The organism is Caballeronia sp. INML3B (genome assembly GCF_023631305.1).
Lineage (GTDB): Bacteria > Pseudomonadota > Gammaproteobacteria > Burkholderiales > Burkholderiaceae > Caballeronia > Caballeronia turbans.
This window is the reverse complement of sequence record NZ_JALQDI010000070.1, coordinates 65905-81210: the sequence shown is the minus strand read 5'-3', so window position 1 is coordinate 81210 and position 15306 is coordinate 65905. Positions and strand designations below refer to the sequence as shown.

Below are 15306 nucleotides of genomic sequence, written 5' to 3'. Positions count from 1 at the left end.
CCACCGAGCCTCAGAGACGCATGTCGCTCGACTCGAGCGGCAGGATGTACTTGAGGTCGCACAGCACGTGCTTCGCCTTGCCGTATGCGTGGATGCCTTCCGCGCCTTCTTCGGCGAACTGCTGGTGCGCGACGGCGAGCACGATCGCGTCGTACGCGCCCTTGGCCGGCTGCTCGATCGGATCGATGCCGTACTCGTGCCGCGACTCTTCCTTCGACACCCACGGGTCGTACACATCGACCTGGACGCCGTATTCCTTGAGGTCGGCGATGATGTCGACCACGCGCGTATTGCGCAGGTCCGGGCAGTTTTCCTTGAAGGTGAGGCCCATGATGAGCACGCGCGCACCGGAGATGGCGATATCGCGCTTGGTCATCGTCTTCACGAGTTGCGAGACGACGTAATTGCCCATGCTGTCGTTCAGACGCCGCCCCGCGAGAATGATCTCCGGGTGGTAGCCGATCGCCTGCGCCTTGTGCGTCAGGTAGTACGGGTCTACGCCGATGCAGTGGCCGCCGACGAGGCCCGGGCGGAACGGGATGAAGTTCCACTTCGTGCCGGCCGCGAGCAGCACGGATTCGGTATCGATATTCATCTTGTTGAAGATGATCGAGAGTTCATTGATGAGCGCGATGTTGACGTCGCGCTGCGTGTTCTCGATCACCTTGGCCGCCTCGGCGACGCGGATGCTGCTCGCCTTGTGCGTGCCCGCGGTAATGATGCCGCGATACAGCTCGTCGACGAAGTCGGCCACTTCGGGCGTCGAGCCGGACGTGACCTTCTTGATGTCCGGCAGACGGTGCGACTTGTCGCCCGGGTTGATCCGCTCCGGGCTGTAGCCGACGAAGAAGTCCTCGTTGAATTTCAGGCCCGACATCTTCTCGAGCACGGGCACGCATTCTTCCTCGGTCGCGCCGGGATAAACCGTCGATTCATAAATGACGACATCGCCCTTCTTCAGCACGCTGCCGATGGTCGTCGATGCACCGATCAGCGGCGAGAGGTCCGGACGCTTGTAGTGATCGATCGGCGTCGGCACGGTGGCGATGAAGACGGTGCAGCTGCGCAAGTCTTCGACTTCGGCGCTGTATTGCATGAACGTCGCGGAGGCCAGCTCGGCATCGTCGACTTCGAGCGTCACGTCGCGGCCTTCGCGCAGCGCGTTGATGCGCGCGCGGTTGATATCGAAGCCCACGACGGGATGACGCTTTCCAAATTCAACGGCGAGCGGCAGGCCGACATAGCCCAGGCCCACGATGCCGAGTTTCAACTCATGCGGCGAGAACATATTCACTTCTCCTCGTTATACGACTCAGGACGTTTGTTTAGTACTACTTTTTGATTCGGGGTCCGGCAGGAGCGCATGCCGGATGAGTCAGCCTCTAGTCAGCCTTCTCGGCCTTGTAGGCAGCGTAGGCGTAGCCGCCGTACTGACGCGCCTGGGCGTAGTTGCCGTAATGCACCTTGAAGCCGTTGAGCAGTACGCCGGTGACGCTTGCGCCCGACTGTTCAAGCCGCTTCACGGACTCCGAGATTTCCCCGGAGCGCGTATCCCCATAACGCGCGACCAGGAAGATCGAACCCGCGACGGGCGCCATGATCGCCGTGTCGGACACCGCCAGGATCGCCGGCGCGTCGAGCAGCACGATGTCGTATTGCTCCGATGCGCGGCTCACCGATTCCGTGAACGCGTTCGACAGGAGCAGCTCGGCCGGGTCCGGCGGATAGAAGCCGCACTGCACGAAGTCGAGGTTGTTCAGCACCGAGCGATGCACGGTCTCTTCGAGCGTGCTGGAGCCGTTGACGATATCGACGAGCCCCTTGCCGCGCGGCAGGCCGAAGTACTGGTTCAGGTGGCCGCGGCGCAGGTCGCAATCGACGAGCAGCACGCGCTTGCCGCCGGCCGCGAGCAGCGTCGCGAGATTCGCCGACACGAACGACTTGCCGATACCCGGCAGCGGGCCCGCCAGCATCACGACGTTGTTCGGCGCATCCATCAACGCGTAGTGGAGGGAGGAGCGCATCATGCGCAGGCCTTCCACGGCCGGGTCCGTCGGGTAACGCGAGGCGAGCGCGAGCTGTTCGGGCCGCTTGTCGGCGATGCGCTTCGCGAGTTCCTTCTGGCGTTCGCTGTCCGGAATCGTCGCGAATACCGAAAGACCCGTCTTCGATTCCAGTTCCTTCGGGTCGAGCACGCCCTTGAACAGGAAGTCGCGAGCGAAGGCGAGCACGATGCCGATGAAGAGTCCGAGGCCTGCTGCGATCACGAGCACCAGCGCCTTGACCGGCTTGACGGGACGCTCGGGCACTTCGGCGCGGTCGAGCAGTTCCACGGTCGGCACGCGGCCGGCCCTGATCAGGCGCATCGTTTCGATGTTGTTGCGCAACGCCGAATACACATCGGTGCTCACGCGCACGTCGCGTTGCAGGCGAAGCGCGCCCTGCTCGGCTGCCGGCATCGCCTTGACGCGCGCTGCGAGGTCGTTGATGTACTTCTCGGTCGCCGCAATCTGCTGGTCGATCACCACCACGCTCGGATGCGACGGCGAGAAGTGAACTGCCAGGTCCGAACGGCGGCGCTTCAGGTCGAGCAACTGGGCGTCCGCCTGCGAAGCCTGCTGCATGACGATGCGGCCTTCTTCGTCCGGATTGAACAGCGTGCGGCTGTTGCGATAGGCGTTGTAGTTGTCCTCGGCCGTTTCCATCTGACGTTTCGCGTCGGGCAACTGCTGCTCGAGATACTCGAGCGACTTCGCGGCGTTGATCCCGCGGCGATCGGCGTTTTGCCGGACGTACATCTGCGAGAGTTCGTTGATGATCGCCGCCACGAGCACCGGATCCTTGCCTTCCAGCGACGTGCTGATCACGCCCGACTTGTTGCCCTGCTCGGCGATCGTCAGCGAGTTCTGCAGCCGGTCGATGGCGGACGTGCGCGAATTACGCGTGAGATCGAATTCGACGCCCTTCTCGCCGTGAATGAAGCCGACGAGCAGCGAGATCGGGCCCGCTTCCGTGTCGAAGCGCTGCACGGTGCCGACCTGGCCGCCGACGCCCGTTTCGACGCCCGGACCGCGAACCTGATACTGGCCGTTGCCGAGATAGCGCAGCGTGTATTCCTTGCCTTCGAACTTCTTCGGCACGTCGAACGCGGACACGTCGATCGATTCGGCGCCCCAGGCGTAGCCGCCACGGCCGAAGAGACCCGGCGTCGACGTTTCGTCGTTCATGCGCGCGACCATCCCGCCGATCAGCGGGAAGCGATGCGGCGCGGCCTGGATATACAGCTTGAGGGCATCGACGACGGGTCCGAGCACGAACTTGGAGCCGATGACCTGGATCTCGCCTTCGGCCGTCGCCCGCTGGTCGAACATCGCGGCAGCGGTTCTTACCATGTCGCGTGAATCGGTCGGCGGCGCGGCGGTCGAGTCGTCGACGCGGACCAGCATGCCGGCCTGGTAAATCGGCGCGGAGAAATACGCGTACACCACCCCGATGCTGAAGACGACCGCCACGGTCGTCGCGATCATCTTCCAGTGACGGCCCAGCGTTTCGAGAATCGACGTGAGCTCGATCTCTTTGTCGGTCTCGGCCGTTACGGCTGACGCCTGATTTTTAACTTTCATGGAACGTCTCGTTACAGGCTCTTATGGGACCGGCGCGACATGCGCACCGGATGCGGATCGAAACACTTGCAGCGCGCCCAAAGGGGCGCAAACACTATTTCCTTATTCTTGAATTCAGGTCGACATTCGGAGCCGTTAAAATCCCGCCCCGGCATTGCAGTCGTATTGAAACACACGACTCAAAAAAAGAGAAATTCCAACAGACGATTTTTGTTGTTTAACGAACCTTTCAACGCGATCGAGTGTTCTATAACCCACTTTTAAGAATTTATTGAGTATGCGGGCCATTTGAGCAAATCGGAAGCTATCACAACGCGTATTGCTGTATGCGCGCCACCGCACATATAATCGCTTTTAATCGAACTGCTAATTTTATGAAGAAAGCCGGTTTAGCCGGGGTTCGATTTGCGGACATTTTTTCGCCTGCCGCCGTGGTTCTTTTAGCCTATGCTAGGCGTAGAGACGACCTGACGGCCTTTTGCCGCGGCAAAACGTACCGGCCCCACGAAGAAAATGCGCCCGAAAGTGGGCTTGCGCACCGACGACGCACGATTTCTCTAAAGCGATTTTTTAAGTCCGTTATATGAAAATCGTGTTTTAACGGGATTTTAAAAGCCGGTTTGTATGAATAATCGGGGGAAGTCCCGATATAATCCCGATAGGCTCGGTTTCACACATTAAAGCGCCATAAATGCGTGGACAATGGCGGGGGTTGTACCTACCATACGTTTTCGGGTTTTGATATTCGAAAAGAGATGCGCCCTCTTCGTGAGTGAAAAAAATGTTAAACCTTGCGCTTGGCTTCATCAGTTCTTTCTGCATGACGCTACTTATAGTTCGATTCGCGGGACGCTACGGGGCGCTTTCCCTGGATCACGATTTGAACGGGGTTCAAAAGAATCATTCTCATCCGGTGCCGAGAATCGGCGGCATCGCGCTGATGGTTGCGGCCTGCGTGACCTTTCCCATCGCCGCGATTTTCGGGGGTAATCCGCGTGAGGAGTCCCTGCTGCTGCTGCTCTGTGCGGCGCCGGCATTTGCGAGTGGCGTGATCGAGGATCTGACCAAGCGCGTGAGTGTTCGTGCACGCCTTCTCAGTGCGATGCTCGCGGCGCTCCTGGGCGCGTTCCTGCTCAACGGCGTGGTCAGCCGCGTGGACCTTCCGCTCGTCGATCCGATTCTCTCCGTCGCGCCCATCGCGATCGGCCTGACGGTGCTCGCGGTCGCGGGCCTCACCAATGCGGTCAACATCATCGACGGTTTCAACGGGCTCGCCGCAGTCGTGGCGATTCTGATCTTCGGTTCGATCGGCTATGTCGCGCATGAAGTCGGCGACCTGCTCGTGATGAGCACCGCGCTCACGATGATCGGTGCGATCGGCGGCTTTGCGATCTGGAACTATCCCGCGGCGTCGATTTTTCTCGGTGACGGCGGTGCGTACTTCATCGGCTTCACGATCGCGGAGCTGCTCGTGCTGCTGGTCGCCCGCCACCCGAGCGTCTGCGCGTGGTATGCCATGGTCGTGGCGATCTATCCGCTCTTCGAAACGCTGTTCTCGATCTACCGCCGCAGGATCGTGCGCGGCCGGCCGGTCGGCGCGCCCGATGGCATCCACCTGCATACGCTGATTTTCAAGCGTATCGTGCGCAAAGGCTCCGACCCGCGTCAGCGTCAGCGCAGAAACGCGCGGACGTCGCCGTATCTGTGGGTGCTGAGCATGATCGGCATCGTGCCGGCCTCGCTCTTCTGGCACAACCCGGTGGTGCTCGCGGTGACCGCGGTCGTGTTCGCCGTCGCGTATGTCTGGCTGTACACCGCGATCGTCCGGTTCAAGACGCCGCGCTGGCTGGTGGGCAGCAGACAGCCCGTCGTTCCCCGCGCCGTTCCCGAGCAGCATCACAAGTAGGCGTGCAATTCCGGGCGCGAGGCGCGCCGGAGAATGGCAGAAAGACGAAAGGCCCTGGTCGATCAGACCGGGGCCTTTTGCTTTGGCGGTGCCCTCGTGAGCCGAGCGTCGACCACGCTCTTCGTGGATTCTCTCAACGGGAAACGGGGGAATCGGGCGCGTCGATCGCAGGCGTTCGCGCACGAACAAAAGGCCGTTCGTCATCCGGCCGGGGCCTGACAGATTCGGCGATGGCGTAACCACGCCCTGCCCATGTTCGCCCTTGATGAAACGGGGAGAATCAGGCGCGTCGATCGCGGGCGTGTGCGCGCAAGGAGACGCCCGTGCCGATGCCGTAATCGGCAGCGCATCGGCTACGCCTGCCCATATTTGCCCATCATGAAACCGGGAGAAGATCGCAGGCGTGTGCGCCCAGGCAAAAGGCCCTGGTCCGGTAGACCAGGGCCTTTCGTCATGGATGTCGTCACGCGCGGCGCGCATGCGCCGCGCAACGATATCAGCTCTCCATGCCAGCGAGATCGGCCGCAGGCGACGTGAACAGCGGGATCGACGAAGCATGCTGATGCTCGAGCCACTGCTGGAACATCAGCACGTTCCACAACTGCCGGTGCCAGTTCTGCTCGCCCGACAGATGCTGCTGCCATTTCGCCCGCACGATCGTCGGATCGAAGAAGCCCTCGCGACGCAGCCGCGATGCGTCGAGCAGCGCTTCGGCCCAGTCGCGCAGCTCGCCGCGCAGCCAGTGCGTGATCGGCACGCCGAAGCCCTGCTTGGGCCGCTCGATCATCGCGCGCGGCACATGACGATAAAGCACCTGGCGCAGCGCCCATTTGGTTTGTCCGTCGCGCACCTTCATCGACTGCGGCAGGCGCCACGCGAACTCCACGACACGATGATCGAGGAACGGCACGCGCGTTTCGAGCGAGACGCCCATCGCGGCGCGATCGACCTTCGTGAGAATGTCGTCGGGCAGATAGGTGATCATGTCGAGCGCCATCATGCGCTGCACGTCGTCGAGGCCGGTGAAGGCCGGCGCGTTGCCGGTCATCAGCGTCGGCGGCTGGTGACCGCCGATCACGAGCGCGGCCGGGTCGTTCCATTGCGACATCAGGTGCAGATAAACCTCGTCGCGCGACTGGCACGACAGCAGTTGCGCGCCCTTGTGCAGCTTGTCGCCGACTTTCACGCCGCGCAGCGACGACGGCAGAATCGGTTCCATCAGCCCCGCCATGCTGTTCCAGCGCTTCGGCGATATCCCGACGATGCCCGATGCCGCCAGCTTGCGCAGCGCCGCTGGCAGCACCGTCATCTTGTCCCACATGTCGGGTGCGGTCCGGTAGCGCTGATAGCCGCAGAAGAGCTCGTCGCCGGCGTCGCCGGACAGCGAGACCGTCACGTGTTGCCTGGCGAGCTGCGACACGAGGAACGTCGGTATCTGCGACGAATCGGCGAACGGTTCGTCGTAGAGTTCGGGCAGACGCGGAATGACGTCGAGCGCCTCACGCGCCGTCACGTACAACTCCGTATGGTCGGTGCCGAGATGCGCCGAGACGGCCTTCGCGAGCTTCGCTTCGTCGAAGTCGCTTTCGTTGAAGCCGATCGTGAACGTCTTCACCGGACGCGACGATTGCTTCTGCATCAGCGCGACGATGGTCGACGAGTCCACGCCGCCCGAGAGGAACGCGCCGAGCGGCACGTCGGAGAGCATCTGCTGGCGGATCGCATCGCTCAGCAGGTGCTCGAGTTCGTCGACGGCGTCCTCCGGGCTGCCCGCGAAGCCGCGTGCCGCACCGTTGACGGCCGCCTCGACGCCGGACCAGTACGGCCAGATGCGCGGCTCACGCCGTTCGAGCGACACGGTGAGCATCTTGCCCGGTTCAAGCTTGTAGATGCCTTCGAAGATGGAATACGGCGCCGGCACGCAACCGTGACGGATCTGCAGCGTCAGCGCGCCGCGATCGACGTTGTTCTCGAACGCGGGATGCTCGCGCAGCCCCTTGAGCTCGGAGCCGAACACGAACGCGGCTTCTTCGCCCTGTCCCTGCCAGCCGTAGTAAAGGGGTTTTTCGCCGATCCGGTCGCGCGCGAGCGTGAGCTGGCATTCCTGCCGGTCCCACACGGCGAACGCGAACATGCCGACCGCGCGTTCGATGGTCGCCTGAATGCCCCACGCATCGAAGCCGGCCATCAATGTTTCGGTATCCGAACTTCCGCGCCAGACAGGCGCGCGCTGCGTGTCCTCGAGCTCATCGCGCAGATCGAGATGGTTATAGATCTCGCCATTGAAGACGATGACATAACGGCCGCTGCCCGATGACATCGGCTGATGCCCCGCCGACGAGAGATCCTGAATCGCCAGCCGGCGATGGCCGAGCGCGATGCCGCGCAGATCATCGGTCCACTCGCCCGCGTCGTCGGGTCCGCGATAGGCGATGGCGAGCGCCATCTTCCTGACCGTTGTCTTCGAGTCGCCCGGGCCGATGCCGCGACCACCCAGAAAGCCGACGATACCGCACATGTTCGTTCTCCTTCAGTTGCGGCCAGAGGCCACGCTTATGCGATGCTCACTTTTCTTCGACGAGCCGCAGGTAGATATCTTCGAAACGCTCGCGCGCGCGCATCATCGTGAATTCGGCATGGATGCGCGCTTTCGCCATCTGGCCGAGACGGATGCGCTCGTCGGGTGTCATGTCGACGACGCGGGACAGTCCGGCCGCGAGCGCGTCGGTGTTTTCCTTCGCGACAACCACGCCCGTATTGGCGACGAGCATGGCCGCATCGCCGACATCGGTGACGACGCATGGCAGCGCCATCGCCATTGCCTCGCCGACCACGTTCGGAAAGCCCTCCGTGCGCGACGAAAGGCAGAACACGTCCATCGCCGACAGGCACGCGGGCACGTCGCGCCGCTCGCCGAGCAGCACGAAGCGCGACGCGAATCCCGTCTGCGCGATCCAGTCGGCGAGCTCGCGATTGTTCGCGTCGAGATCGCGCCCGACCATCATGAAACGCACGTCGGGATGGCGCGCGGCCAGGATGCCTGCCGCGCGCACGAAATTCTGATGATCCTTCACCGGATGGAAACGCCCCAGGATGCCGACGACGACCGTGCCATCGCCGAATCCGCATTGCTGGCGGATCGCGGCGCGTTGCTCGGGCGTCGCGGCAAGGCGTGCGACATCGAATCCGTTCGGCACGACCATCATGCGGCTCGCGTCATAGCCGACCAATACGTGCGCCCGGCGCGATGCCTCGGCCGCGCACACGATCGCCTGCGGCACGGAGTACGACAGCCACGCGCAGACCTTGCGCAGCAGCACGGTCACGCGCGAGCCGCCCGATCTGACGTCGGTGGTGCGCACGCCCCAGACGATGCGCTTGTGCGCCGCGAGCCGTCCCGCGAGTCCGCCGAGAAAGTCGGCGTGATACATCCACGTCTGAATGATGTCGGGGCGTACTGCGCGAATCAGTTTCACGAGTTGCCACAGCGCGCGCGGAAAGCCGAGCGGCGAACGCATGCCGAGGCTATGCACGTCGATGCCGCGAGCGGCAAGTTCCTCACCGACCTTGCCGGTCGTCGTGAGCGAGCAGACGACGTGACGAAACCGCGGATCTTCGATGTGCGACTCGATGAGTCGCTGGAGCATGCGTTCAGCGCCGTCCGCATTGAGCGCAACGATGACATGGAGAAGCTTCATGGTCCCGGCTGCCGTTTTTCTACGATGGGCCCGTCCCCAGGCAACCGACGCGCGCGCCGCTGGCGGAGATGCTGGTGCTGTGACGGGTGTTTTATGGCGATGGGCTGCCTCGCCGGAGGACCTGCGTGACGCGCGCTAAAGACAAACGCGCGATGCGGCTTCCAGTCTCCGATGAATCACCAATGTAAGCCGGCGCCGTGGCACGCACTGTGCGACGTGCCACACGCCGGTTCTCTTGCCCGTGCGCAGCCGCCGACGGGCGCCTGTCGCGTCATGCGCGCCTCATCGGCCCGCGCCAGGGATTCCACTTGCGAAGCTGCGTCTTCAGATCGATGACGGTGATCCCGCCGACTGCATTCCACGTGTGAAGTCCCTGGTGGCCGCGCGGCGGCGTGCGAATCGACACGGTCCGCTCGGCATACGTCGTGGTCGTGAGTTCGGTGATCTCGCGGAACGTCAGCGCGGCGCCATATTCGCGCTCGCAATTCTGCGCGGGACGAATCAGGCGGTTCTGCGCGTCCTTGAACAGGTTGCCGGCCATGCGGGCGAGACGGCAGTCGGAGACGACCGGGTTCATCGGATGCGCGGTCCATTCGCCGAACGGGCTATCCGAATAGAAGATCGACAGTTCGTCCCAGTTCGATCCGCCCTCTTCGGTGATGCTCGTGAACATCCACCAGGTCTTGCCGTCGTGATGGAGCGTCGTATCGGCGGCGACGACATCGCGCATGATCACCTTGTGCAGCGCCCAGTCGGTCGGGAATGAAGCGGCCCGATACATCTCGATCGTGCGATTGCCGCAGGTCTCCGGAATCATGAAGACCTCGCCTTCGTGCTCGAAGAGAAACGGGTACGACAGGTGATAGCTCTTGTCGAGCACGACGCGCGGCGTCTCCTGCCATGTCTGCTTGACCGGATCGAACGCAATATGGCTGATCGTCCCGCGGTTCGTGTCGTAGGGAAGGCTCTCGAAGAACAGATGGTAGTCGCCGTTCTTGCCGCGCCAGAGGAACGGGTCGGCGTGAAATTGCGACGTCATGCCGGGAAGCGTGACCCAGTTGCGGCTTTCGTCACCGTCGACACTGCTCCCCGCGCGCAACTCGGAGGGCGTGTCGGTGCGACGGTACGCCAGCACCCAGTGTCCGCGCTGCACCAGCAGCTTGAGCGGCTGATTCAGCACCTTGCGGCCGAGATGCCGCAACGCGAAGCACGCCGACGTGAGAGCCGAAAGTCGCGCCGGCTGCGCCTTCGCCTTGACGAGCGGAAAGTCACGCGGCGACGAAGCGGACTCCAGACGCTTCTGCGCCCGCCCGACGAGAACGGCGACACGCCGCAGGCTCGTCTGAAGCGACTTCAGGAAGAAGAGCTTCTCCGGTATCGCGACATACGACTCCGCCAGCAGACGCATTTCGTCCGACTCGGGCGACTTCCAAACAACCTGGATATGCGGCGTTCGGCATTGGAGCAGCGCTTTCCACAGCGCTTCGATGTTCTCACAGCCGTCGTACAAGACCATGATCGGTGCACGGACAAGAGAGCGGCTCTGCGGAGTCTCGTCCGAGTCACCATAGAGCCGCTTTTCGACGCGCGTCCACCATTCAAGCACGGAAGGATATGCGGGTTGCGCCATTTCTTTTCCCTCAGACAGCAGCCATTCGCCAGTCGACCCGATGCAGGTCTTTAGCTAAACGCTTAACTGTCTTTATATGTGTTGTGGTCCGGCGCTTTTGAAATGATGAACAGTCCATTTCATGCGTGTGCCGGCGAAGAAAGACTAGAGTCTGGGGAAAGCGCGTGCGGTGCGTTATCGCACAGTTGCGAGAGCTAATTAATGCGAGGGATTTGAACGGATGTGCCGAAAATATGGCACTGCTTCATGATCGGCAGGCTGGTGGCGGCTGTGTCAGCCGGCTCGGGAGGGTACGCTAAGCTGTTGGCGGATCAGGAAAATTTGGCGTCGATCAGGGCTCGTCGCGGCGCACGGCGACTTCGCGCCTGCGATACCAGGTCGGCCGCTTGTGGCCGTGCTTGCTCGTTTCATTTGCCTTATGTTTGGCAAAAGGCGAAAAGATAATTTCGATCACGGCCAGCAATGCAAGACCGATTATTGCGAAAAAAACAATTGCGCCTATGACACCGACTACTGACATGCTTCCTCCGCGCTCATACGCGTTGAATCAAGCATTTGATAAAACCCGTGACTGAAAGTTTTGACCGAATGAACTTTGATTTATCGACGATTATATCACATCTCAAATTCGCCGATTTCCGGCATGCGAACTGTAGGCATGATTTTCGGATGCATCCGACGCGCGCAAATCCCTGAACAAAGGGGTGAAAGCAGGTCTGTTCGATCGACCGTCGACGCGCGCCGCGCCCGGCGGCACTTGGCCCTTGCCCCGCCGGGCCTGGCATCGTCGCGCCGCCGGAGCAAAGGGCGTCCGCGATAATGGAATTATGATGCATCGCTCATTATCACTGTCGTCTGGTTATAGAAAGACAGCATTTCGCATTCGAATGCCTTCAACTGAAATTCGACGTTTCATGGACAGCCGGCTCATCGATTTGACCGACAATTAAACGGTCATTCGGCGGTCTGAAAGAAAGCGCCGTGTTACGCGAGCCGTTCTTTCTCTGCGGGTTTGTCGGATGGCGTCAAGAGAATGTCCGCAACGGCCAATAAGGAAAGGCCGACGACGGCCACGAATCCGACGGTTCCGGCAAACATGCTGACGAGCTTCATGGTTTCCTCCGCCAATCAGGGGCGAATGCTTCCGTTGCTCAATGGCAGGTGCGGGCGCTCGACCTTCGCTCGAGCGCCCGCAACCGTTCAAACGGTAGCATAGGCCCAACGTCGCCGAAAAAGTATTCATTTCGCAGCGAAGTACGCGCCTGCGTGGTTTGCGCAGACAAGAAATACAGTTAGCTGGAAACAAGCCGAAGCGACTTAGCGGCCGCGCCTCCCAAAACCGGCCGCGGCCTCCTGCTCCACCCCACCGTTGCTCCACGCGTGCCGCGTGGACTCACGGCCGCCGCCCATTGCGCGCGTCAGGATCGCCCGGGTGCCCGGAGTCGCGCTGACATGCGCGAGCTGATGCGCCTCCACCCAAAATAGCTCATGGAATCTGGCTCCGGCTTTCGGCCGCAGATGGACGTCGTCCGGTATCGCGATGCGAAAGACATGATGCAGATGATGCGCCGATGCCTGCTGAAACAGAAAAGCGGCGGCGCTCGCCTGCACCCCGGTGTCTTCGTGCAGCGCTCGGATCGCCGCAATAATCGTCAGTTCGTCGAATGCCACCGCGCCGCCCGGCAGCAACCACGGTCCGCCGCGTTCCCGGACCAGCAGTACTGACTGGTGACGAACCAGCAGCACTGTTGCTCGTTCTCTCATCCCCGTCTCTCCGTGTTGCACCCCAATTCGTTGTTGGATTCGATGGTGCGATACGACGCGCGGCGTGCCATTTTGATTTCACCGTCGCGTCGAGCTCAAGCGTGAACTGGCGTGCACGCTCGATCTTCACAGGGTTCGTCGCGCTTCGCAATGCGTGATGTCCCACGTATGTGCGCTGCACGACGAGCCGCGATCGGAAAAAAGTCCCGCATGCGCGGGGTTGGGCATGAGAGTTCGCTGGTCGGCGTTGCCTACTGCGATAAGGAAGTCATTCTTGCGATCGAGATCATTCCCCGAGCGCGGGATCGCTCATGCTGTCGCGGCCGGTCTCGACGTGACCGGCGAGGCGGCGCAAGAATGCGCGATCGGTGTCGACCTTGACTTCGACGTCGTACCAGCCGTGCGCTTCGCGCAAATCGAGGTAGACCTGCTCGGTGTCGCCGCCCCGCACGCGTCGCGTGATCGTCTTCGAGGGATCGTACGCATTGGTCACGCTGAAGGTGCACGCGGCCGTTCCGCGATTCGCGAGCCGCAATTGCAGATTGCCGTTGGCGACGTCGTAACCTTCCGCGACATCGGGCGCGGCCTGCTCGCGCGACCACCAGCCGTGCGACTGCGCGCCCGCCTTGCCGGCGATCCGCCGGAGAAAGCCGTTCGGGCCGTGCACGACGAAATCGAAGCTGCCGTCCGGATTCGCCGCGACGCGGTCCGCGAGACGCTTGCGCGCTTCGACCGTGTAGGTGCGCGGCGCGTCCGCGCTCGCGTTGCGATAGAGCAGAAATACCGCGCCCGCGCTGCCCGTGTTGACGAAATCGAACGAGACGGTGTCCTTCGACGCATCCGCGCGCGTTCGCACGAACAGTTCGTAAGGCAACGCGCGCGCGGCGCGAACGCCCGGCTCCTGCTTCGGGATCGCCTGCGCGACGGGCGGAACAGGCACGTAGTCTGGATGCCGCAGCTTGTCGGGCGGAACGTAGCCGCTCGTGGCGGGCAGCGTGGGCGTCGCGGTGTTCGGATTGCGGAAGTCGAACGCGGATGTGAGATCGCCGCAAATCGCGCGGCGCCACGGCGAGATGTTCGGTTCGGCCAGGCCGTGCGCGCGGCCGAAGCGCTTCTGGATGAAGCGGATCACCGACGTGTGGTCGAAGGTTTCGGAGCACACCCAGCCGCCTTTCGACCACGGCGACACGACGAGCATCGGCACGCGCGCGCCGAGTCCATACGGGCCGCTCGCATATTTCGCGGTGCCCGGAAAGATCTCGCCGCCCGTATCGACGGTCGAAAGTCCGTTTGCGCTCGAAGTCGGCGGGAAAGGCGGAACGAGATGGTCGAAGAAACCGTCGTTTTCGTCGTAGTTGATGAGAAGCGCCGTCTTGCTCCACACATCCGGATTCGACGTGAGCACCTGCAAGACCTGATCGACGTACCAGGCGCCATAGTTCGCGGGCCAGTTCGGATGCTCGGAGAACGCTTCCGGGGCGACGATCCACGAGACCTGCGGCAGCGTGCCGGCTTGCACATCCCGCTTCAGAATCGCGAAGTAGTCGTCGCCGGCGGCCGCGTTCGTGCCGCGACGCGCCTTTTCGTACAGCGGACTGCCCGGCTGCGCGTTCTGATATTGCGTGAAGTAGAGCAGCGAGTTGTCGCCGTAGTTGCCGATGTACGCGTCGTCAGTCCAGCCCCACGCGTTTTTCGCGTCGAGCCCGGCGCCGATGTCCTGATAGATCTTCCAGGAGATGCCCGCGCGTTCGAGCACTTCGGGGAACGTGGACCAGCCGTAGCCGGCTTCCGCGTTGTCGACGACCGGACCGCCGCCCGCGCCGTCGTTGCCCAGGTAGCCCGTCCACATGTAGTAGCGGTTCGGATCGGTCGATGTGTTCGTCGAGCAGTGATAGGCGTCGCAGATCGTGAAGGCGTCGGCGAGCTGATAGTGGAACGGGATGTCGTCGCGTTGCAGGTACGCCATCGTCGTCGTGCCCTTGAACGGCACCCACTGATCGTACAGACCGCCGTGGAATGCGCCCTGCCCGCTCACCCAGTCGTGCGGCAAATCCTGCAGGAACTGCAGGCCGAGGTTCGACGCGCCGGGATGAAACGGCAGCACTTCGCCCGCGCCGGCCGCGATCGGCTGGTTGAAAACGGGCTTGCCATTCGGCAGCGTCACCGCGCTCTTGTCACCGAAACCGCGCACGCCGCGCAAGGTGCCGAAGTAATGATCGAACGACCGGTTTTCCTGCATGAGCACGACGATATGCTCGATGTCCTCGATCGATCCATGACGGTTGTTCGCGGGAATCGCGAGCGCCTGGCGAATGCCGAGCGGCATCACGTTGAGTGCGGCGGTCGCGCCTGCGGCCTCGACGGCCGCGCGCAGAAAGTCACGACGGTTCTTGTTTTTCATTCGTTTCGCGGGGGAAGTGAATAGGAAAGGTTAGTCCACTGTGTGCATCACCGGTGTTGCGAGCGGCTCCGATGCGGCCCGTGCCATGGCGGGTCGCGCGGCTTGAGCGGATGCGCCTCCTGTCGCCTGCTTCGCCCAGTCCTGAAGCTCGCTCGTGGCGGCTGTTTCGGACGGCTCGCTGCGCATGACGGCGACCGGTGACGGCGAATCCGCGTCCGGCTTGCTGCATCCGCAAACGATTGCGCTGACGCATACGGCGAAACAGGCCACGCTCACGTAGCGGC

The 15306-nt window shown here is 62.5% G+C and carries 11 protein-coding genes; 2 read left to right on the top strand and 9 right to left on the bottom strand.

The window, feature by feature from the left end:
- Window positions 1-10: 10 nt before the first annotated feature.
- Both tviB and NCS58_RS28715 read right to left on the bottom strand, forming a co-directional pair.
- Window positions 11-1288, bottom strand: coding sequence for a Vi polysaccharide biosynthesis UDP-N-acetylglucosamine C-6 dehydrogenase TviB (tviB, locus tag NCS58_RS28720; protein WP_061119538.1), 1278 nt, complete (start codon window positions 1286-1288; stop codon window positions 11-13).
- 94 nt (window positions 1289-1382) lie between these two features.
- Window positions 1383-3623 (bottom strand): polysaccharide biosynthesis tyrosine autokinase, encoded by a 2241-nt coding sequence (locus NCS58_RS28715; RefSeq protein WP_061119537.1) that lies wholly within the window; start codon window positions 3621-3623, stop codon window positions 1383-1385.
- A 781-nt stretch (window positions 3624-4404) separates the two neighbouring features.
- Here NCS58_RS28715 and NCS58_RS28710 point away from each other — a divergent pair.
- Window positions 4405-5529 carry a glycosyltransferase gene (locus NCS58_RS28710; protein WP_061119536.1) on the top strand — a complete coding sequence of 375 codons (1125 nt, stop codon included), beginning with the start codon at window positions 4405-4407 and terminating at the stop codon, window positions 5527-5529.
- A gap of 496 nt (window positions 5530-6025) precedes the next feature.
- On the opposite strand, the gene asnB is transcribed toward NCS58_RS28710, so the two are convergent.
- From asnB to NCS58_RS28680, 7 genes are all read right to left on the bottom strand, one after another.
- Window positions 6026-8047: an asparagine synthase (glutamine-hydrolyzing) gene (asnB, locus tag NCS58_RS28705; RefSeq protein WP_250478076.1), complete on the bottom strand. Its 2022-nt coding sequence runs from the start codon at window positions 8045-8047 to the stop codon at window positions 6026-6028.
- 46 nt (window positions 8048-8093) lie between these two features.
- Window positions 8094-9227, bottom strand: coding sequence for a glycosyltransferase (locus NCS58_RS28700; protein ID WP_061119534.1), 1134 nt, complete (start codon window positions 9225-9227; stop codon window positions 8094-8096).
- Window positions 9228-9498: 271 nt separating this feature from the next.
- Complete coding sequence (locus NCS58_RS28695; RefSeq protein ID WP_061119533.1) at window positions 9499-10857, bottom strand: hypothetical protein; 1359 nt, start codon at window positions 10855-10857, stop codon at window positions 9499-9501.
- 331 nt (window positions 10858-11188) lie between these two features.
- Window positions 11189-11377, bottom strand: coding sequence for a hypothetical protein (locus NCS58_RS28690; protein WP_143756365.1), 189 nt, complete (start codon window positions 11375-11377; stop codon window positions 11189-11191).
- Window positions 11378-11841: 464 nt separating this feature from the next.
- Window positions 11842-11970, bottom strand: a complete 129-nt coding sequence (locus tag NCS58_RS34235; RefSeq protein ID WP_284502443.1) for a hypothetical protein — start codon at window positions 11968-11970, stop codon at window positions 11842-11844.
- Window positions 11971-12174: 204 nt separating this feature from the next.
- Window positions 12175-12603, bottom strand: a complete 429-nt coding sequence (locus NCS58_RS28685; RefSeq protein ID WP_250478075.1) for an NUDIX domain-containing protein — start codon at window positions 12601-12603, stop codon at window positions 12175-12177.
- Window positions 12604-12907: 304 nt separating this feature from the next.
- Complete coding sequence (locus NCS58_RS28680) at window positions 12908-15022, bottom strand: phosphocholine-specific phospholipase C (protein WP_061119532.1); 2115 nt, start codon at window positions 15020-15022, stop codon at window positions 12908-12910.
- 154 nt (window positions 15023-15176) lie between these two features.
- On the opposite strand from NCS58_RS28680, the gene NCS58_RS34230 reads away from it, so the two are divergent.
- Complete coding sequence (locus tag NCS58_RS34230) at window positions 15177-15302, top strand: hypothetical protein (protein WP_284502442.1); 126 nt, start codon at window positions 15177-15179, stop codon at window positions 15300-15302.
- Window positions 15303-15306 lie beyond the last annotated feature (4 nt).